The sequence below is a fragment of the Streptomyces sp. NPDC004051 genome, assembly GCF_053604275.1.
In genome coordinates this window covers 66,095-86,622 of sequence record NZ_JBSGHG010000019.1, presented here as the reverse complement: position 1 = coordinate 86,622, position 20,528 = coordinate 66,095, and the positions used below count along the sequence as shown (strand labels likewise).

General features: G+C 72.9%; 15 protein-coding genes and 2 pseudogenes. 11 read left to right on the top strand and 6 right to left on the bottom strand.

Going from position 1 to position 20,528, the window contains the following annotated elements:
* Positions 1–2 precede the first annotated feature (2 nt).
* The 3 genes from ACWEQO_RS20615 (at position 3) to ACWEQO_RS20605 (ending at position 6,064) form a co-directional block, all read left to right on the top strand.
* A complete protein-coding gene (locus ACWEQO_RS20615) occupies positions 3–3,650 on the top strand; it encodes a vWA domain-containing protein (protein ID WP_452984743.1) in 3,648 nt (1,215 codons plus the stop codon).
* Positions 3,647–5,458 carry a hypothetical protein gene (locus ACWEQO_RS20610; protein ID WP_452984742.1) on the top strand — a complete coding sequence of 604 codons (1,812 nt, stop codon included), beginning with the start codon at positions 3,647–3,649 and terminating at the stop codon, positions 5,456–5,458. The genes ACWEQO_RS20615 and ACWEQO_RS20610 overlap by 4 nt, the downstream gene beginning before the upstream one ends.
* A 162-nt stretch (positions 5,459–5,620) precedes the next feature.
* Positions 5,621–6,064, top strand: a complete 444-nt coding sequence (locus tag ACWEQO_RS20605; protein ID WP_452984741.1) for a ribosomal maturation YjgA family protein — start codon at positions 5,621–5,623, stop codon at positions 6,062–6,064.
* Positions 6,065–6,503: 439 nt separating this feature from the next.
* On the opposite strand, the gene ACWEQO_RS20600 is transcribed toward ACWEQO_RS20605, so the two are convergent.
* Positions 6,504–7,322 (bottom strand): class I SAM-dependent methyltransferase, encoded by an 819-nt coding sequence (locus ACWEQO_RS20600; RefSeq protein ID WP_452984740.1) that lies wholly within the window; start codon positions 7,320–7,322, stop codon positions 6,504–6,506.
* 211 nt (positions 7,323–7,533) lie between these two features.
* Here ACWEQO_RS20600 and ACWEQO_RS20595 point away from each other — a divergent pair.
* The 4 genes and pseudogenes from ACWEQO_RS20595 to ACWEQO_RS20580 all read left to right on the top strand — a co-directional run.
* Positions 7,534–7,968 (top strand): annotated as a pseudogene (locus ACWEQO_RS20595) (OsmC family protein); the annotation flags it as partial.
* 693 nt (positions 7,969–8,661) lie between these two features.
* Positions 8,662–8,826, top strand: a complete 165-nt coding sequence (rpmG, locus tag ACWEQO_RS20590; protein WP_351308460.1) for a 50S ribosomal protein L33 — start codon at positions 8,662–8,664, stop codon at positions 8,824–8,826.
* Positions 8,827–8,872: 46 nt separating this feature from the next.
* A complete protein-coding gene (gene ykgO / locus ACWEQO_RS20585) occupies positions 8,873–8,995 on the top strand; it encodes a type B 50S ribosomal protein L36 (protein ID WP_019525784.1) in 123 nt (40 codons plus the stop codon).
* A gap of 144 nt (positions 8,996–9,139) precedes the next feature.
* Positions 9,140–10,204: an NAD(+)/NADH kinase gene (locus ACWEQO_RS20580; RefSeq protein WP_361459779.1), complete on the top strand. Its 1,065-nt coding sequence runs from the start codon at positions 9,140–9,142 to the stop codon at positions 10,202–10,204.
* A 9-nt stretch (positions 10,205–10,213) separates the two neighbouring features.
* On the opposite strand, the gene ACWEQO_RS20575 is transcribed toward ACWEQO_RS20580, so the two are convergent.
* Positions 10,214–10,675, bottom strand: a complete 462-nt coding sequence (locus ACWEQO_RS20575; RefSeq protein ID WP_361459778.1) for a DoxX family protein — start codon at positions 10,673–10,675, stop codon at positions 10,214–10,216.
* Positions 10,676–10,919: 244 nt separating this feature from the next.
* Between ACWEQO_RS20575 and ACWEQO_RS20570 the strand changes: the two genes are divergently transcribed.
* The 3 genes from ACWEQO_RS20570 (at position 10,920) to ACWEQO_RS20560 (ending at position 16,230) form a co-directional block, all read left to right on the top strand.
* Complete coding sequence (locus ACWEQO_RS20570; protein ID WP_452984739.1) at positions 10,920–11,057, top strand: hypothetical protein; 138 nt, start codon at positions 10,920–10,922, stop codon at positions 11,055–11,057.
* Positions 11,058–11,626: 569 nt separating this feature from the next.
* Entirely contained in the window at positions 11,627–14,446 is a 2,820-nt protein-coding gene (locus tag ACWEQO_RS20565; RefSeq protein ID WP_452984760.1) for a lectin, read from the top strand.
* 17 nt (positions 14,447–14,463) lie between these two features.
* Positions 14,464–16,230, top strand: a complete 1,767-nt coding sequence (locus ACWEQO_RS20560; protein WP_452984738.1) for a lectin — start codon at positions 14,464–14,466, stop codon at positions 16,228–16,230.
* A gap of 298 nt (positions 16,231–16,528) precedes the next feature.
* On the opposite strand, the gene ACWEQO_RS20555 is transcribed toward ACWEQO_RS20560, so the two are convergent.
* Entirely contained in the window at positions 16,529–16,798 is a 270-nt protein-coding gene (locus ACWEQO_RS20555) for a hypothetical protein (RefSeq protein ID WP_452984737.1), read from the bottom strand.
* Positions 16,799–17,406: 608 nt separating this feature from the next.
* Here ACWEQO_RS20555 and ACWEQO_RS20550 point away from each other — a divergent pair.
* Positions 17,407–17,590, top strand: a pseudogene (locus ACWEQO_RS20550) (porphobilinogen synthase); the annotation flags it as partial.
* A gap of 25 nt (positions 17,591–17,615) precedes the next feature.
* Here the strand turns inward: ACWEQO_RS20550 and ACWEQO_RS20545 are convergent.
* From ACWEQO_RS20545 to ACWEQO_RS20535, 3 genes are read right to left on the bottom strand one after another with little or no spacing between them, the layout of a single operon-like run.
* Entirely contained in the window at positions 17,616–18,275 is a 660-nt protein-coding gene (locus tag ACWEQO_RS20545) for a response regulator transcription factor (protein WP_361459773.1), read from the bottom strand.
* On the bottom strand, positions 18,272–19,420 hold the full coding sequence (locus ACWEQO_RS20540; RefSeq protein ID WP_452984736.1) for a sensor histidine kinase: 1,149 nt from the start codon (positions 19,418–19,420) through the stop codon (positions 18,272–18,274). Before ACWEQO_RS20540 ends, ACWEQO_RS20545 begins: the two co-directional genes overlap by 4 nt.
* Positions 19,417–20,253, bottom strand: a complete 837-nt coding sequence (locus tag ACWEQO_RS20535; RefSeq protein WP_452984735.1) for a CPBP family intramembrane glutamic endopeptidase — start codon at positions 20,251–20,253, stop codon at positions 19,417–19,419. The genes ACWEQO_RS20540 and ACWEQO_RS20535 overlap by 4 nt, the downstream gene beginning before the upstream one ends.
* Positions 20,254–20,528 lie beyond the last annotated feature (275 nt).

Sequence of the window (20,528 nt, the reverse complement as noted above, 5' to 3'; positions counted from 1 at the left end):
CCGTGTCCCCCTCCCACCGGGCCGCCCCGCAGGGCCCGCCCGTCCCGCCCGACGAGGCGCTCGCCGCCCTCACCGACCGTTCCGCGCCCTACCTCGTCGGCGTACGGCACCACGCGCCCTCCCTGGCCGCGGTCCTGCCCGCGCTGCTGGACGAGGCGAGGCCCCAGGTGCTGCTCGTCGAACTGCCCGCCGAGATGCAGCAGTGGCTGCCCTGGCTGGGACACGAGGAGACACGGGCCCCGGTGGCGCTCGCCGCCGCCCCCGCCGACGGGGGCGGCGGGGGACCGGCGTTCTATCCGTTCGCCGACTTCTCGCCCGAACTGGCCGCCGTGCGCTGGGCCGCACGGCACGACGTACCGGTGGTCGCCTGCGACCTGCCGCTCACCGACCCTGCCTGGGCCGGGGGACGGCGGGCCGCCGTGACGGGGGCCGGCGGCCCCGGGCTCGCCACCGCGGTGCGCTCCCGTCTGACGGGCCGCCCGGGGGACGACCTGTGGGACCGGCTCGTCGAGGCGACCGCCCCCGGCTCCCCGCCCGAGGCACTGCGCCGGGCCGCCCTGCTCACCGGGTGGGCCCTGCGCGAGGACGCGGCCGCCTCGGGCGGCGTGCCGGAACTGGACCTGCGGCGCGAGAGCTGGATGCGGGCCCGGCTCGCCGAAGCCACCGCACGGGGCGAGCGGGCCGCCGTGGTGGTGGGCGCCTTCCACGCCCCGGCGCTGCTGCGGCCGGACATGGGCGAGGACACGGCACCGGACCCGGACCTGAACCCGGCCCCGGGCCGGGACCCGGGGAGGCCCGGGTGGACCACCTCGCTGATCCCGTACACCTACGCACTCCTCGACGAGCGGTCCGGCTACCCGGCAGGCATCCGGGACCCCGAGTGGCAGGACATGGTCCTGCGCGCGGGGGGAGACCCGGCGGCGCTCGAGGAGGCGCTGACCCGGGCGGCCGTACGCATCTGCGCCGAACTGCGCGGACTCGGACACCCCTCCGGACCCGCCGACGCACGGGAGATCAGTCGGCTCGCCTCGGACCTCGCCCGGCTGCGCGGCCTGCCCGCGGCCGGCCGGGGCGAACTGGTCGAGGCCGTACAGACGGTGCTCGCGCAGGGGGAGCCCTACGGGAGGGGACGGGCCGTGGCGCGGGCGATGGAACGCGTCCTCGTCGGCACCCGCAGCGGACGCCCCGCCGCGCGGGCGCCGCGCAGCGGCCTCGCCCCCGCGGTCGAGGCGGAGGCGGCGCGCCTGGGCCTGCCCGGCCCGGAGACGGACGGCCACAGCCCCGGCCCCGCACGGGACCTGCGGCTGGACCCGCTGCGCTCCGACCTGGACCGGCGCCGTGAACTGCTGCTGCGTCGGCTGACGGTGTGCGGGGTGCCCTACGGGGAGGCCAAGGAGGTCGTCGGCGCGGGCGGCGCCGAAGCCCTCACCTCCCGCTGGGAGGTGCGCTGGACACCCGCCACGGCGGCCGTGCTGACCGCGGCCGGCATCCGCGGAGTCACCGCCGCGCAGGCCGCCGAAGGCGTGCTGCGGGAACGGCGCCGCCAGGAGCGCGACGAGGGCGGGCCGACGGCCGCGCAGACCCTCGAAGGGCTCGTACAAGCGGCGGAGTGCGGCCTGACCGTGCTCGCGGACGAACGGCTCGGCGACGTCGCCGACGTCCTGCCCGGAGCCGGAACCCTGCCGGAACTCCTCGCCGGCCTGACCCTGCTCGACCGGCTGCGCGCCGGTCATGTACCCGGGCTCGGCTGCGACCCGGACCGTGAGGCCCGGGCTGCCGACGTCGCGGAACTGCTCACCGCGGCGGCGGTACGGCAGGTGGACGGCCTGACCGGATCCGAGGACCTGGCCGACGCACACGCCCTGCTCGAACTCGCCCACCGGGCCGACCTGCTGGGCGGCATCCGGCTCGCCGACGCCCTGGACCGCCTGTCCGCCGACGGCTCCCCGCTGATGCGCGGTGCCGCCGGAGCCGTCCGCGTCCTGCTCGGGCACGAGGACGCGCGGGCCTTCGGCGACCGTGTGACCTCATGGCTCGACGGGGCCACCGACCCCGATTCCCGTACCGCGCTCACCGCCCGGCTCAGCGGACTGCTGTCCGCCGCGGGCCCGCTGCTGGAGACGGCGGAGACCGCGCTGGAGCCCCTGCTCACCCGGGTGACCGAGCTGCCCGACCGGGAGTTCCTCGACCGGCTCCCCGCGCTGCGCGGCGGCTTCGACACCCTGAGCCCCGCGGCCCGCGACCGGCTCCTCGCCGCTGTCGACGAGCGCCTCGGCACCGCGCGCATCGCCGACACCGACGGAGTCGACCCGGCCGCACTCGCCGCCTGGACCGCGGCGGACTTCGCGGCCCGCGAGAGGTTGCGGTCACTGGGACTGCCGACGGGGCCGGCCCCGGCCGAGAAAGACCCGACCGGAGACGCCCCGTCGAACGGCATGCCGCAGAGCCCGGACACCGAGGCCGGTCTCATGGCGCAACCCGGGCCGGGGGGCGCAGTGGTGGGCGGTGCCTGCGGGGCCGTCCCGGGGCGGGCCGGGGACAACTTCCTCGCCCCCGCGGACCGCTGGCGCCTCCTCCTCGGCCGTCGTACCGACACGCTGCCGCCGTCCGCCGCGCCGCTCGCGACCGCGCTGGACGAGCTGTACGGCAGCGGACGCGGTGAGGGCAGCCGGGGCAGTCTCGCGGGCCGGGGAACCGGCGGGGGACGCCAGACGCCGTATCCCGGGGTGCGGGAATGGTCGGAGGAACTGGCCGCGCTGTTCGGGCCGGGCATCCGCGAGGAAGTCCTGGCGGCGGCCGCCGCGTCCGGCCGCACCGACGTCCTCACCGAACTGGACGCGGACGCGGCGCGCCCCTCGGTGGACCTGCTGCGCACCGTACTGCGGCACGCGGGCGGCCTGCCCGAGGCCCGGCTGGCCGCACTGCGTCCGCTCGTACGGCGGCTGGTCGACGCGCTGACCCGGCAACTGGCCACCCAACTGCGCCCCGCCCTGCACGGCACGACCCTGCCCCGCCCCAGCAGACGACCCGGCGGCGGCCTGGACCTGCCCCGCACCCTGCGGGCCAACCTCGCCACCGCACGCCGCGGCCCGGACGGCACGGTGCGGGTGATTCCCGAACGGCCGGTCTTCCGCACCCGGGGCCGCAGGGCCGCCGACTGGCGGCTGATCCTGGTCACGGACGTGTCGGGCTCCATGGAGGCGTCCACGGTGTGGGCCGCGCTGACCGCCTCGGTGCTGGCCGGGGCGCCGACCCTCTCCACCCACTTCCTGGCCTTCTCCACAGAGGTCATCGACCTCACCGGGCACGTGGACGATCCGCTGTCCCTGCTGCTGGAGGTCAGTGTCGGCGGCGGCACCCACATCGCCGCAGGCCTGCGGCACGCGCGTGAGCTCGTCACCGTGCCGTCCCGCACCCTCGTCGTGGTCGTCAGCGACTTCGAGGAGGGCCATCCGCTCGGCGGTCTGCTCGCCGAGGTCCGCGCGCTGGTCTCGGCCGGCTGCCACGTCCTGGGCTGCGCGAGCCTCGACGACACCGGTCGGCCCCGCTACTCCACGGGGGTCGCCGGTCAGCTCGTCGCCGCGGGCATGCCCGTCGCCGCCCTCAGTCCGCTCGAACTCGCCCGCTGGGTAGGGGAGAAGATCACATGAGCCCGGACCTCCCTCCGGTCGTCCCGTCCGTCACCGCCGAACTCGTCGGGGCGCTCTCGGCCCGGCTCCGCAAGCGCCTCGACGCGGGCGTCGCCAAGCTCCTGGCGCGTCCGGTCACCCGGGACGGCGACACCGTACGGATCTCCGTCGACGAGGAGACCGACGTCGTCCTGCACGCGCCGGGCGGAGCGGTGACCGGCGCGGACGCGATCCGCTGCGGATGTCTGCTGGCCCCCGACTGCCTGCACCGCGCCGCGGCCGCCTCGGCGGCGCCGGTCGCCGACGGCCCTCCCGCCCAGGACACCGCCCCGGACACCGACACCGACACGCGGGACGAGAGAAGCGAGTCGGAGCAAGCGGAACCGGCCGCCGCACAGTCGGCCCGGCCCGGCGGGGAGAACGGACCCGAGACCGCCACCGCCGCGCAACAGACCGCCGCCCGCGCGGTGTTCGACGCGGCCGCCGCCGTCCTGGAGGCCGGCACGGACGGCTCCGGTGCCGTGCTCCAGGCGGAGCTTCTGCACGCCGCGCACACCGCCCGCCTCGCGGGTCTCCCACGGGCCTGCGCCGCGGCCGTCTCCGTGGTGACCGCGGTCCGGGCGGCCCGCACCGCCGATCCCGCCTACCGGCTCACCGGCCTCGTCGACGCGCTCGCCGGTGTCCTCGGCGTCGCCCACCGCCTCCCGCACGCCACCGGCCGCGAACTGACCGATCTGCGGGGCACGGCCCGGCAGCCGTACCGCCCCGACGGCTCCCTGCGCCTGTACGGGATCTTCTCCGAACCCGTCCTCACGGCCACCGGCTACGCGGGCGCGGTCACCTGGACCGCCGACGCCGACGGACGCCTGTACACGGTGTCCGACGTGGCGCCCGGCGGCCCCGCCCGGGCGACCGGCGCCGCCGACCGGGCCGTACGCATCGGCGACACTGCCCTGACCCACCGTGAGCTGTCCCGTGCCGGGCTGGCCGTGTCCGGTGCCACCGTCTCCCCGACCGGCCGCCTCGGCGCGGGCACGGGTGTACGGGCGGTCCGCGCGTCCGGCGCGGCCTGGCGCGACGCACCGCTGGACCGGCTGTGGGCCGCGCCCCCCGCCGAACAAGTGACCCGGGCGCTGAGCGGTGCGCAGGATCTGCTGTTCCTCGAGGTGACCCTCACCGGCACGGTGCGCGAGGCGACGGGCGACTCTCTGCTGGCCGACTGCGCGGGCGTGCCCCTGCCCCTGCGCCTGGCCACCGCCCACGACGATCCCGCACTGCCCTGCCGCGACAACCTTCGCCTGCTCGCCGCCGCCGGGGCCAGCCGGCTGCGGATCGTCGCACGCCTGGTGCCCGGCCCGTATCCCCGTGCCCTGCTGCTCGCCACCGAGCACCCCACCGACCCCGCGGTCCGGGTGGACCTCGGCCTGGACCGCCTCCAGCACGCCGATCTGCCCCCCGGTTCCCTCACGCCACCGGCCACGGACGCCGCCACCGGGGACGAGGCCCCGCTGCACCTGCTGCGTCGCCGTGTCCACCAGACGGTGCCGGGGGGCCGCCGGGTCCTCGCCCTCGCCGGGAACGCACCGGGCGATTCCGCCCGACTGCGCCGCCTCGGCCTCGCCACGGCGGCCTACCTCCTCGACGACCTCCACGCCGCCGCCGCGGACCGCGCCCGAGACACCTTCGGCCGTCTGCTCCCGGCCGACACGGGCCGCTTCGCCCGGTCCTGGCTCGCCGCGGCCGTCTACACCGACCTGGTCGAACAGGCACTGTGCGCCCACGCCTGGGGAGCCGCCGTCGACGAGGAAGCCCCACCGGCCGGGACCTGACCGACCCGGACCCGGCCGTGAAGGACACCGCCGTCAGCGGGCGGAGCGGATCCTTCCACGACCAGGCACCCCGTGCCGTACGGCCGGGCTGACAAGACCGGCTTCCTTGGCGCGCCCGGATCACGGACCTGGGCAGCACGGGGCACCAGCAGAATGACGCGCATGGCATCCGACTTCCGAACCTCCGACGGTACTGACGGCCATGCGATACGGAGGCGCCTCGCGGCGGCGGTGGCCGCGCCGGCCGTCATCGGCGCGGGGCTGGGGCTCAGGACCGTGGCGACGGGGGACGTGGCCAAGTACGGCGGGGACGCCCTGTACACCCTCCTGGTGCTCGCCCTCGTCGTCTTGGTCGCACCACGGATGACGCCGCCGAGAGCCACCGGAGTCGCGCTGGCCGTCAGCTGGGGCATCGAATTCCTGCAACTCACCGGGCTGCCGGCGCAGCTCGCACGGCACAGCACCGTCGCCCCTCTGGTCCTCGGTTCCACGTTCAACGCACCGGACCTGTTCTGGTACGTGGTCGGCGCGGCCGTCGGCCTGCTCGTGATGAGGGGGTGTGCGGCGCCGCGGCGGGACGCGTCACTCGGCGAGACCGACACCTGACCGCCTCCACGAGAAGCACGGCCATGCCCGCAGCGGCCCGTCACCGCCAGGGCGGCCGACGCGGCCCTCCGGGAGAAGCACGTACAGGCCGCCCTCGACGGAGCGTCGGACGGACCCGTGACCGAGGGGGCTGCGTCGGTGCGGCCACCGGCACGGTCGCACCGGGCTTCGAGACCGGCATCGGCACCGCCTAGCGCACACCGGACATAGGAGACCGGCGCTTCACCGTGGGCGTCCTGGTGCGGGCGAACTGAGCCTGTACCCTGCGCGTCCTGGGCCGCACCGTGGCCCCGCGCGGTACCTGGACCTCGAGCCCGCTGCCCGGCAACTCACCCGTGTCCCGCGAAGGGCGGCTATCACCCTCGCACGCACGCACGCACGGGCGCGGCCGACGCCGAAACGGCCCCGCGGCGCGCACGAGTACGCCGGCCCCGGCCGATCAGGTCCGTCGTCCCCACGCCATCGCCATGCCCGGCCCGAGCTCGGCGAGCCGCGACGAGTCCAGGTATGCGAGAGCCTCATCGATGACATCGGCGTCGACCTGCCCCGTCGCCTCGAGCGCCGGCCGCATACGGCTCCAGGTCTCGGACCAGAACCGGGCCAGGGGACTGCCGGGGAGCAGGGGCGGGCAGAACGCTTCCGCGGCGACGTTCCGCAGGCCCTCCTCGCTCAGGAAGCGCGGATACGCCGGCACACCGGAGATGTCGGTGCCGATCGTCGTCCTGAGGGCCTGCCACATGGCGTCCATGGTGCGCCGGTACGCGGAGCGGGTGCCGAGGAGGTCGGGCAGTTCCACCGCGTCACCGAGCACCAGTGTTCCGCCGGGATTCAGCCAGTCGGCCAGCCGGGAGACGATCCGCCGGCGGTCGGGCAGGTGCATCAGGACGAACCGGGCGTGGATCAGATCGAACGTCCCCGGTCGCAGGTGCTCGTCCGTGAGGTCCGCGGTGAGCACCCGCAGCCGGTGGTCATCGAGGGCGGCGAGTGCGTCGGTGTCCCTGTCCAGGGCGACCACCTCTTCGACGTCCGCCTCCTCCAGCAGCCACCGTGCGACCGTCCCGGTCCCCGCGCCCACCTCGAGGCAGCGCAGGCCGGGCCCCGCGCCCAGCGTCCGCAGGCGGTGTGTGGTGAAGGGGTCGTACACCAGCGCCCCGGCGTCGATGCGCGCGGCCTCGCCCGGGCGCTCCGGTTCGAAGAGATCCTCCCCGTACCGGCCGCCGTCGGCGGGCGCGCCGCACGGGATGCGCGAGTCGGTCATGACCGGACCTCCGTCGCCCCGCGTTCGCCCCGGAATCCGCTGCCGCCGCGTCGGTCGTTCTGCCGGCACGCCCCGAGGAGCGACCGGCTCCGGGAGCCGCGGCGCCCGCGCAGCCGGGCCTTCGCCTCCACGGTCTCACAGCCCGCGCGGGGCGGCGCGTGGGCGCCCGGCCCCGCCCTCGGGGCCCGGGCGGCCCTGCTGTCGACGCACGAGCGAAGCATCCAGGTGTTCCGTCGTCGAGCCAACCGGCACCGGCCACTTCGCCGCCACCAGCGCCCATGGCGGCAGGGTCCACTTCGGTACCGCCTCCGGCGACGGCGAGGACGCCGAATTCACTCCGGTCGAACCGCTGCTCGCCGCGATCGATGGCCGCACGGCCGCAGACGTCGACCTGGCCACCGCCCGGCACGCCGAGCCGACCGAGTTCTCGCTCTCGGCGACCGGTGACAGGATCGGCGACGGGCTGGGCGACCGCATGACCGACCTCATGGTCACCTTCGGGGTCACCTTCCCGGACGGCGGGGGTGCGGACCGGGCCCGCGCGATTCTCCCTCGCGCGGTGCGGACGTCTCATGGCCTGCTCTGCACGGTCAGCCGCACGATCGAGATCGGTACACCCGCCAGGACGACCATCAGGGACGCCTGAACGGACTTCGCCGGCACCGCGCGCCGGATCGCCCTGAAAGAGCCCGCCCGAGGGGCCCGGGGCCCGCGGCGGGGTGCGAAGGTTGCGCCGGCGCAGCAGCAGCGGCAGGAGGGCGGCCTCCGCCACCGCCACGGCGACGGCCGTCGCGGCCGGATCCCGGGGAACGCCGGACATCGCGTCCGCGCCCATGGCATGGTCCACCGGCCAGGGAACCTGGGCCGTCCGTCGCCAGGGCCAGGGCCCCGTAGACGAAGGGGACCGCGAATCCGTCGAGACGGCCCCACACGCCGTTCGACCAGTCGGGGACGGCGACGACGATCATGATCACCTTCCAGGCCCAGCGTGTGGATGTGCACGCGGTCGTGGCCGGCGGACGCATCGTCGAGCACGACCACCCACTGGCCGGCATCGACCTCGCCGAAGCACGCCGGAGCGCCGGGGCGGCGGTCGGGCACCTGCGTGGACGGCTCGGCCCCGAAGCCTGGGACCAGGGGGTGAACCCCGGCATCCCCGAGACGAAGATCCTGGACAGCCCGTACCCCTGTACCGGCTACTGCACCACCGGCGCCCACGGAGGCAGGCCCTCCCACTCGCTGGGGACGCCCTCGGAATATCCCGCCCGCCGACGCCGTTGCACCCCCATGTCGGCATGCTCGAGTCAAAAGGATCGGGCGGTGGCGGAAGGAGCACCTCATGGCACGCAGCACAGCGCGGCCCGTTGTCAGGCTGAAGTCAACAGCCGGTACGGGAGTGACCTACGTGACCCGTAAGAACCGTCTGAACGACCCCGACCGGCTCGTCCTGCGCAAGTACGATCCGGTCGCCGGAGAGCACGTCCTCTTCCGCGAAGAGCGATGACACCCGCCCCCCGCGCCCTCGTGCAGCCCCGCGGAAGGAGACCGTGATGAAGGTACGCAAGTCCCTGCGTTCGCTGAAGTCCAGGCCCGGCGCCCAGGTGGTGCGCCGGCGGGGCGTGACCTTCGTGATCAACAAGAAGGATCCGCGGTTCAAGGCCCGCCAGGGCTGACGAGCCACCGCACCACCCGGACGGCCCGCCACCGCGCTCGCGGTAGCGGGCCGTCGCGGCGTGGTGCGGCGCCCGGTCGGTGCGCGCCCGGCCAGGATGGAGCCCTGCGCCCGGTCGGGGCGAGCGGACGTCCAGGAGGCGGAGATGGCGGTGGACCGGGTCGGCATGGTCGTACACGGCGGACGGCCCGAGGCCGCGGAGGCGGCCCGCACGGTCCGTGCCTGGTGCGCCGAACACGCCGTCGCCTGCAAGGACATCGACGTGTGGAACGACGGCGAACGGCACAGCGCCCGGCAGGAGGTGGCGGCGGCCGGCGACCCCGGCCTCGTCGTCACCCTCGGAGGGGACGGCACCTTTCTGCGCGGGGCCCGGCTCGCCGCCGCCGTCGACGCGCTGGTCCTCGGTGTCGACCTCGGCCGCGTGGGTTTCCTGACCGAGGTGCCCATGACCATGGTGCGTACGGCGCTGGACGCCGTGCACGACGGCCGGCTCGAGGTGGAGCAGCGCATGCTGCTGACCATGCGTGCCTCGTGCCGGCTGGAGGTGCCCTCGGACATCGAGGCGCTCATGAGCTACGGCCGGGGCCCGCTCCTGCCCCCGACCAGCGTGCGCTCCGACTGCGAGACGGGCGGCGAGTGGGGCATCCCGCTGGACGTGACCGCCCTCAACGACGTCGTACTGGAGAAGCTCGCCAGGGACCGGCAGATCTCGGTCGGGGTCTACATCGCGGGCCGGCTGCTGGCCTCGTACTCCGCCGACGCGCTGCTGGTGGCCACACCGACGGGCTCGACCGCCTACAGCTTCGCCGCCGGCGGCCCCGTGATCTCGCCGGGCACCGAGGCGCTGGTCTTCACGCCGGTGGCACCGCACATGACGTTCAACCGGTCGGTCGTCGCAGCCCCGGACGAGCCCGTCGGGCTGCGCGTGCTCGAGCGCTCGGGCCGCGCCGCCGTCAGCATCGACGGCCAGCTCCGCGGCGTGATCGGCCCCGGTGACTGGATCGGCGTCTACGCCGCACCGCGCAGACTGCGTGCCGTACGGCTCGGCCCGATGGACTTCTACGGCCGCCTTCGTGACCGTATGAACCTCACCGACGCGCCTGCCGCGGTCGCCGACGGCACGCCCGCACCGCTCTGGCCGGTCCGCAGCGCGCCGCCGGAAGACCTGGCACACCTCGCCATGCCGGACGCCCCGACGGCAACCGGGTGACGGGGCCCGTCACTCCCTGCCCCACCGGGGGACCTCCCGCGCCCCCGGAGACGCGGCACTCGGCGCGGACTGTCGGCGGAGCAGGCCCGTCAGCGCCAGGGAGCCCGGCCCGAAGAAGACCAGGAGAAGGAAACCCCAGCAGAACAATGCCGGGGCCAGGCCGCCGTTCTGCAGAGGAAAGACACCGTCCTTCTGATGTTCGGTGAAGTAGGCGAAAGCCATGGCCCCCGAGCTGAGGAACGCCGCGCTGCGGGTCGCGACTCCCAGGAGAATGAGGGCGCCGCAGACGAGCTCGATCACACCGGCGTACCAGAACGGCCAGTCACCCGCGGGGCTGGCCTGCCTGCCCAGTACACCGAAGAGCGTGGCGGCGCCCTCGCTGGTGAACAGCAGGCCGAGGACGATACGGAACAAGCCCAGGACGAGAGGCTGGTGGCCGGCGAGCCGGTCGCTCAGTCGGTCGGTGCTCATCGCTGCGTACTCCTTGCACGATCGGTGCGACGCAAATGGACCGCTCGGGCGAGCGGTCGTCTGTTCCTCTCTACGCACGGGGTGCTCCGACGGTTCAGCCGACCAGCACACCGGCCGAAACCGCCTGCCGGAAGCGGACGAGACGCCCGGACCCTGCCGCCCCCGTACCTCATGATGACGCTCCACGGCAGCCCATTCCGTGCCGTGACGACGGGAAGGCAACCGGACGGCCCTGCGCGGCTCCTTGACCGAGCCGGCTCTCACCACCGCCCTTCCACCGGCGCCCGCCCCCGCCGAGGACTGGACGCCGCCCCTCAACACCCGGGGCCGCTGGATCGTCGACGCGGACGGCGACCGTTTCACCCTGCGGCCCGACAACTGACCTGAAAGCAGCGGTACTTGAACGGCTTCGGCAGTGCAGCCAAGGACACCGACCACCGCACGGGAAGACCGCGCCCCCGCGCCCCCGTGCCCCCGCGCCCGAGAGCATCGCCGGTTTCCAGGAGATCGGGACCAGCAGCGTCCGGCGTGCTTCTCGGCTCTCCGGGAACCGCCTTGCCGGTACCGCTCCTCGTCGTTCCGGGCCCATCGGCGGGCCGGCGTCCTGCGAGGCGCCCCGCGGCGGGCTGAGCAGCCGCCGGGAGTTCCCTGTGCGACTGTCTACCCGCCGAAAGCCCTGCATGACGGCACCGGCACTTTGTCTCACATGTGGAAGAAGACGAGGGATCGGACGCGAAAGGGGTTACGCGTTCGCGCGAGGCCCGCTAACTTCCTTGAAATGAACCGGTCATGAGCTCGTTCGGGCGAAGGGACCGGTGCTCGACGGCGCGACGGCGCGCGCCCGGACTCCTCACGGCAGGCCCTCGGGCCGCCGCAACCCCCATAGTCCTGGAGACCCCTGTGCGCACGAGATCGCTCGGACACAGACGTGTCCGCACGCTGCTGACAGCCATGGCCTGCGCGGTGGGCCTGGCCCTGCCCGTGAACCCCGCCGCAGCCGCAGCCGCCCCCGCGCCCGCCCCGGCCGGACCGGGCGGCGCGGCCGAGGCCGCGGCAGCCGAAGACTTCCAACAGGTCACCCTCGCCAAGGGCGTCGCCGAAACGGGCGAACCCATGACCCTGGCCGTCCTGCCGGACCGCTCGGTGCTGCACACCTCGCGCGACGGCACCCTGCGCCGGACCGACGCGGCCGGCACCACCACCGTCGCGGGCACGCTGGACGTCTACAGCCATGACGAGGAAGGCATGCAGGGCGTGGCCGTGGACCCGGCCTTCTCCGCCAACCGCTTCGTCTACCTCTACTACGCTCCCCGGTCGGCCACTCCGGCCGGCGACGCACCCGCCGACGGAACGGCATCCGACTTCGCCCCGTTCGACGGCGTCAACCGGCTGTCCCGGTTCGTCCTCAAGGCCGACGGAACCCTGGACACCGGCAGCGAGAAGAAGATTCTCGACGTGCCCGCCTCCCGCGGCCTGTGCTGTCACGTCGGCGGCGACATCGACTTCGACGCGGCAGGCAACCTCTACCTGTCGACGGGCGACGACACCAATCCCTTCGCCTCGGACGGCTACACCCCCATCGACGAGCGCTCCTCGCGCAACCCCGCCTACGACGCCCAGCGTTCCTCGGGCAACACCAACGACCTGCGCGGCAAGATCCTGCGCATCAAGGTGAACCCCGACGCGACCTACAGCATCCCGGCGGGCAACCTCTTCGCACCCGGCACCGCCAGGACCCGGCCCGAGATCTACGCGATGGGCTTCCGCAACCCCTTCCGGATGAGCGTGGACAAGGCCACGGGCACCGTCTACGTCGGTGACTACGGCCCCGACGCGGGCACCGCCAACGCCTCCCGCGGCCCCGCCGGGCAGGTCGAGTTCAACCGGATCACCAAGGCCGGCAACTTCGGCTGGCCCTACTGCACCGGCAAGAACAACGCCTACGTCGACCACGACTTCGCCACCGGAGCCACCGGGGCGGCCTTCAACTGCGCGGCACCGAGGAACACTTCGCCACGCAACACCGGCCTGACCGAGCTGCCTCCCGCCCAGCCCGCCTGGATCCCCTACGACGGCGGCTCCGTACCCGAGTTCGGCAACGGCTCCGAGTCGCCCATGGGCGGACCCGTCTACCGGTACGACGCGAACTCCACCTCCGAGGTGAAGTTCCCCGCCGAGTACGACGGCGACTTCTTCGCCGGCGAGTTCGGCCGCCGCTGGATCAAGCGGATCGAGGCCGGCGGCGACGGGACCGTACAGTCCATCAACCCCTTCCCCTGGAGCGGCACCCAGGTGATGGACATGGCCTTCGGCCCGGACGGTGCCCTCTACGTCCTGGACTACGGCACCGGCTACTTCAACGGCGACGCCAACTCGGCCCTGTACCGCATCGAGCACGTGACCGGCGGCCGAGCCCCGGTGGCCCAGGCCAAGGCGAACGTCACCTCCGGCGTGGCCCCCCTCGCCGTCGCCTTCTCCTCGTCCGGCAGTTCGGACCCGGACGGCGACGCGCTCGGCTACGCCTGGGCCTTCGGCGACGGCGCCACCTCTACGGCCGCCAACCCGTCCCACACCTACACCACCAACGGCCAGTACACCGCGACACTGAAGGTCACCGACTCCACCGGCAAGTCCGCCACGGCCTCCGTCCAGATCACCGTCGGCAACACCGCCCCGACCGTACGGCTCGACACACCCACCGACGGACGGATCTACGACTTCGGCGCCGCCATCCCGTTCAAGGTGACGGTCACCGACCCCGAGGACGGCACGATCGACTGCGCCAGGGTGAAGGTCACCTTCATCATCGGTCACGACAGCCACGGACACCCGCAGACCTCGGCCACCGGCTGCACCGGCACCCTGCAGACCCTGGCGGACGGCGAACACGAACCCAACGCCAACATCTTCGGCGTCATCGACGCCGAATACACCGACAAGGGCGCGAACGGACAGCCCGCGCTCACCGCCCACGACCAGCACATCACCCAGCCCAGCCACCGCCAGGCCGAGCACTACGGCGACTCCGCGGGCGTCCAGGTCATCAACCACACACCCGCGCACGGCGGCAAGACGGTCGGCGAGATCCACAACGGCGACTGGATCTCCTTCACGCCCTACAGCCTCGACAACGCCACCGGCTTCACCGCCCGCGTCTCCTCGGGCGGCAGCGGCGGCACCCTCGAGGTCCGCGCCGGCTCCCCCGCTGGCACCCTGCTCGGCACGGCCACCGTGCCGGTCACCGGCGGCTGGGAGACCTTCCAGGACGTCACTACGCCCCTGACCGGCCGACCGGCCGGCTCCACCACCCTGTACCTCGTTTTCAAGGGCGGCAGCGGCGCCCTGTTCGACGTCGACGAGTTCTCCTTCACCACCTCCACCGGCGGCCCCCGTGCGGGTGAGGTGAGGGGGGTGAACGGCAAGTGCCTGGACGTGGCCGATGCGGGCACGGCGGACGGTACGGGTGTGCAGGTCTGGACGTGCAACACGTCGGCCGCGCAGCGGTGGACGGTGGTGGACGACGGCACGCTGAGGGCGCTGGGCAAGTGTCTGGACGTCTCCGGTGGCGGGAGTGCGGACGGCAGCCGGATCCAGTTGTGGACGTGCAACGGCACGGGCGCGCAGAAGTGGGCGGCCCAGTCGGACGGTACGGTCCGCAATCCGCAGTCGGGCAAGTGCCTGGACGCCTCGGGCGGTACGTGGAACGACGGGACGCCGGTCCATCTGTGGACCTGCCACACCGGACCCAACCAGAAATGGACCCTGCCGTAGAAAGGAGGCGACCCACCATGCGTGCCCTTCTCAGGACGGCGCTCAGCCTGTGTGCCGGCGCCCTGCTCTGCCTGACCCCCCGGGCCGCGGCCCTCCCCGGCGCCGCACCCTCCTTCGACCACGCCGCGCACGCCCCGGACCGTACGGTCACCGCCACGGCCGATCCGGCGTACGAGATCCTCGTCTTCTCCCGTACGGCGGGCTTCCGCCACTCCTCGATCGACGAGGGCATCGCGGCCCTGCGCGACCTCGGAGCGGCGAACAACTTCACCGTCACCGCCACCGAGGACCCGACGGCCTTCACCACCGCCCACCTGGCCCGGTACCGGACCGTGGTCTTCCTGTCGACCACGGGCGACGTCCTCAATCCCGCCCAGCAGACCGCCTTCGAGCAGTACTTGGGCGCGGGCGGCGGCTACGTCGGTATCCACGCCGCCGCCGACACCGAGTACGACTGGCCCTTCTACGAGGGACTGGCCGGCGCCCTCTTCCAGTCCCACCCCGCCATCCAGCCCGCAACCGTCAAGGTCGAGGACCGGGCGCACGACGCCACCGCGCACCTGGGCCGCACCTGGCAGCGCACCGACGAGTGGTACAACTACCGCACCAACCCCCGCGCCACCGCCCACGTCCTGGCATCGCTGGACGAATCCAGCTACTCCGGCGGCACCATGTCCGGCGACCACCCGATCGCCTGGTGCAAGAACTACGCCGGTGGCCGCGCCTTCTACACCGGCGGCGGCCACACCGAGGAGTCCTACGCCGATCCCGCCTTCCGCAGGCATCTGCTCGGAGGGATCCGCTGGGCCGCCGGCACCACGCAGGCCGACTGCCGCCCGGAGACCGGCTACACGCCCCTGTTCGACGGCACCTCCACGACCGGCTGGAAGCAGGCGGGCCCCGGCGGCTTCACCCTGGCCGACGGCACCCTCACCTCGCACGGCGGACTGGGCCTGCTCTGGTACCACGCGAAGGAGTTCACCGGCGACTACTCGCTGAAGCTGGACTGGAAGCTGAGCGGTGACGACAACTCCGGTGTCTTCGTGGGCTTCCCGGCCTCCGACGACCCGTGGTCGGCGGTGGACAACGGCTACGAGATCCAGATCGACGCCACCGACGCGGCCGACCGCACCACCGGAGCGGTGTACGGATTCCGCTCCGCCGACCTGGCCGCACGCGACGCCGCGCTGAACCCGCCGGGGGAGTGGAACACCTACGAGATCCGCGTCACCGGAGAGCGGCTCGAGATCTTCCTCAACGGCCGGAAGATCAACGACTTCACCAACACGAACCCGGCGCGCAGCCTGAAGCAGGGCCACATCGGACTCCAGAACCACGGCGACGGCGACGAGGCGTCCTTCCGCAACATCCGGATCAAACAGTCCGGATCACCGTCCGATCCCCGTGCGGGTGAGGTGAGGGGGGTGAACGGCAAGTGCCTGGACGTGGCCGATGCGGGCACGGCGGACGGTACGGGTGTGCAGGTCTGGACGTGCAACACGTCGGCCGCGCAGCGGTGGACGGTGGTGGACGACGGCACGCTGAGGGCGCTGGGCAAGTGTCTGGACGTCTCCGGTGGCGGGAGTGCGGACGGCAGCCGGATCCAGTTGTGGACGTGCAACGGCACGGGCGCGCAGAAGTGGGCGGCCCAGTCGGACGGTACGGTCCGCAATCCGCAGTCGGGCAAGTGCCTGGACGCCTCGGGCGGTACGTGGAACGACGGGACGCCGGTCCATCTGTGGACCTGCCACACCGGACCCAACCAGAAATGGACCCTGCCCTGACGCGGGGCTCGTCCGGTGGTGCGTCGGCGCCGGGCCGCTGACGCCCACCGGGCGGCACGAAGCCCACGGCTGAGCCCGACAGGCCCGGCACACCGCCCTTCTCGGCGGTGTACCGGGCCTGTCGGCCACGCGACGCGAACACGCGCTGCCCATGATCGTGAGGCAACCTCAAGGCGGTGTTCACCCTTGCCGACGTCCAGGCCGAGGAGGACGCCGGTGTCGCCGGTGGCGCCCCTCGGGCACGGCCCGAGCACCACGAGGCAGGCACTACTCCGCCTCGTTCACGAGAAAGAGCAATTCAACCGAGAGTGATCGCGTAGACCTGTACCCGAGGATCGTTCTGCAGACCGAGGGAGCGCACGGTCTTCGAGGCGTCGAGCCCCGCGGAGGAACCGAACAGAGGCACCGGCGGGCCGTCCACTCCCTGCCCGCGCTTGATCCGGTGCGGCATCTCCAGCGCCATGGAGCTGCCCTGCGGTGCCGCTCCCGCCCAGTCACCCACGGTGACCGGCACTTCGGCGGTGGTGCCGTCGGTGTATTCGAAGTTCTCCCGTCCGGGCAGCGTCACCCGACCGGGTACAGCCGGACATGCGTGCTGAGCTCCCGCCGCATATCGCGTGGCCGGACGAGGCCGGAGCAGATCACCCGCCTCGACATACGACGACGTCAACGACCCGGCGGCACCCTCCACGAGTACCGACATGCCGCCTGAACTGGGCGGATGAGCTTCTCGGCAGGCGCAACCTCGGGAATCCTCAGGGTTTTCTGCTGTTTATGCAGGTCGGAGCGTTGCCTTGCGATGGTGATCATGTGGGTGGGCGTCCTATCGGAGACTCCTCCTGATCATGGTGACGGTATCGCTTGTCCTCCAGGGGCCGCCGGGGGGCAGGACTGCGGTCTGGCTGAACTCGCGCCAGATGCGGGGCGGTCGCTGCTCACGGTCTGGCGGTGGCTGGCCGAGGCATCCCAGAACCCGGCGGCGGCCGCGCACCCCGGAGCCCGCCGTACGACGCGCCTCCTGCAACTGCCCGCCGTCACCGGTATCCACCTGACCCTGGTCTGCCGCCGCCCCACCTTCCCACTGCCCTGCGCCAGGCCCTGCGGACAGCCGACCACGCCATCACCGCCGACTTCCAGGCAGCCCGCCGCCACTACTGCTCGACAAAGCCACCCAAGGTGGCCGTGCCGGTCGCGGCGTACCGGATCAGCGGTGAGTACGCGGTGATCGGGGCCGCCACGGAGAAGGGCTGGATCGACCGGGACGCGGCGATCCTGGAGAGCCTGACGGACATCTGGCGCTGGTGCGCGGATGATCCTGCCGTACTGGGCGACGGAGGTCGCCCAGCGGCTCGGACGCTGAGGCCCGTCAGGGGCCGTGGCCCGCTTCAGGACACCAGGCCCTGACGGTAGGCGTAGACGACTGCCTGGACGCGGTCGCGGAGGTCGAGCTTCGTGAGGATGCGGGAGACGAAGGTCTTGACCGTCTCCCGGCTGATCACGAGGGCCGCGGCGATCTCGTTGTTGGAGAGGCCGTCCGCGATGAGGCGCAGGACCTCCAGTTCGCGGGGAGTCAGCGGGACGTCGGGCCCGCTGTCCTCGATGGGGCGGATCCGGACGGCGTACCGGCCGACGAGCTGGCGTGTCACCTCGGGGTCCAGCAGTGCGGCGCCCGCCGCCACGGTCCGGATTCCGTGCAGCAGTTGGGCCGGTGGCGCGTCCTTGAGGAGGAAGCCGCTCGCGCCGGCGCGGAGCGCCTCGTAGACGTATTCGTCGAGGTTGAACGTCGTCACCACGAGCACCTTGACGGGGTGCGGTACGCCGGCGCCGGCCAGGAGGCGGGTGGCCGATATGCCGTCGAGCACCGGCATGCGGATGTCCATCACCACGACGTCCGGGCGGAGTTGTCCGACGAGGTCGACGGCGGTTTGCCCGTCCCCGCACTCGGCCGCGACCTCGAGATCGGGCTGGGCGTCGATGATCGTCGCCAGTCCGGTGCGGATCAGTACCTGGTCGTCACAGATCAGGACGCGGATGGGGGCGGTCACGACGGGCTCCCGGCGGGTATGTGGGCGCGGACGACGAAGCCGCCGTCCTTCTGTTCCTCCGCGCTGAAGTCGCCGCCGAGGAGGTCGACCCGTTCACGAAGACCGGCCAGGCCGCGCCCGCTCCCGGAGAGTCCGGGGGTCTTCGAGCCGGAGCCGTCCGTGCCGACCTCCACGGTGATCTCTCCTGAGCCGTGGCGCACCCGGACGGAAGTGCGGCTTCCGTGGGCGTACTTGAGGGCGTTCGTCAGGGACTCCTGCACCACCCGGTAGGCCACGAGGTCGGCGCTTCCGGTCGACTCGGCCGGTGTGCCCTCTTCGGTGAACTCCACGGGCTGACCGGCCCGCCGTGTCTGTTCGACGAGGGTGAGGAACCGGCCGACGGGTGGGGTCCTGGGCTCGGTGCTGTGGTCGGGGTTGAGCAGGTCGAGCAGGTGCCGCAGATCCGTGATGGCCCGGCGGCCGGTGTCGGTGACGGCTGTCAGGCTCTGGTCGAGGCGATCGGGGACGGCGGTCAGATAGCGGGCCGCCTCGGCCTGTACGACCATCGCCGTCACGTGGTGGGTCACCACGTCGTGGAGTTCGCGGGCGATGCGGGCGCGTTCGGCGGCGCGAGTGTCCTCGGCGATGCGGCGGCGGCGCTCGGCCTCCAGGGCCCGGGTGTGACGAACCCATGACCCGACGCCCCAGGCGAGTGCCACGGCCAGGTAGAACGTCACGAACTCGCCGGGCGGTTCGCCGGGGCCGAGCCGGTGGAGCGCGACCGCCAGCGGGACGTATGCCACGGAGGCGGCGATCGCGGTCGCCCGCCTGTGGTGTTCCAGGTGGGAGGCCACGCTCAACAGCGTGATGGGCAGCGCGATGCCGGCGAGTGAGTGGTAGCCGCGGAGCTGGTCGAGGGCGAAGCCGATCGACACCACGGCGAAGCAGAGGACGGGCCACCGTCGGCGTCCGGCGAGCGGGAGGCACTGGAGGGCGATCGCTGCGAAGGCCAGGGCGTCGAAGGGACGGGTCGGCAGGCCGCCGAGCTCCGTGCCGTTGTCGTGGTAGACCAGCGAGGCGGCGAACAGGACCGCTGCGAGCGGGAGGTACCAGACTGCGGCGCCTGTCCGGCGCCACAGTCCCTGGGTCCGCGGAAGTCCGGTCACTGGGGCAGTGTAGTGGGAGTGGCGGCGATCCGGTCGGCGCGCCGACGGGGCACCAGGTTGCCGCGCTTGTGGGCCAGCCACATGAACCCGATCGTCACCAGTACGCCGAACAGCACCGCGTACACGCTGCCTTCCGGTCCGAAGTCGCCGCCGGTGATCCACTTCGGGCCCGACGTCATGGTGTCCAGCAGTCCCTGTGGGGTGTCGTTGCCGGAGACCTCGGTGCTGAAGATGCCGGCCGCCGCGAAGTTCCAGCCGAAGTGGAGGCCGATCGGCACCCACAGGGTGCGGGTCGCGGCGTAGGCGGCGGCGAGCATGCCGCCGGCCTCGATCGCGATGGCGAGGGCGCCCCACAGGTCGGCGTTGGGGTTCAACAGGTGCGAGAGGCCGAACAGAAGTCCGGTCAGTGTCAGTGCGATCCAGGTGCCGGTGCGCTCCTCGATGATCCTGAACAGGATCCCCCGGAAGATCAGTTCCTCCGTCACGGAGGCGGCCGCCATGAATCCGACCAGTCCCACGGCGCCGGAGACCGAGCCCAGGCCGTTGATCTCGTAGTGTGCGTTGACGTAGATGTTCGTGATCACGGCGCCGAACATCGCGACGCCGATCAGCATCCCCCGGCCGATCGCGGCCCCGGCACCCTTACGGGCCACTTCGGTGGCCGGGCGGTGCTCGGTCTTGTTGACCACCCATCCGTAGACGAGTACGGCGAGCACGGAGACCAGGAGTCCCAGAACGAGCTGGAGCCAAGGGTGGTTCTCCACGGCGGCGACCACCTGACTGCCGATCATGGCGACCACCACGACTGCCGACAGCTGCCAGACGAACCTCATGAACGCTCCTCCTCCGAGTCCGCGGCCGGGGTGCCGCAACGCCTCGAACGCTACGGATCCGGCGTCCGCGAATCGTCACCTCACGGTGGACACCTGCGCGTAGCTCGCGTGGGGGACAGACGCTCCGACGGGCCGTTCGATTTGAGTGTCGGCGCACCTGGCTGCCGGGAAGACCGCCCGCATGTTCGCGCGGGCGTTGTCACATTGGTGAGTGCGGGGTGCCTGACGGGGCGTTGGGGTGTGATGGGGCCGGTTCCGAGTCGGTGCTCAGCTTT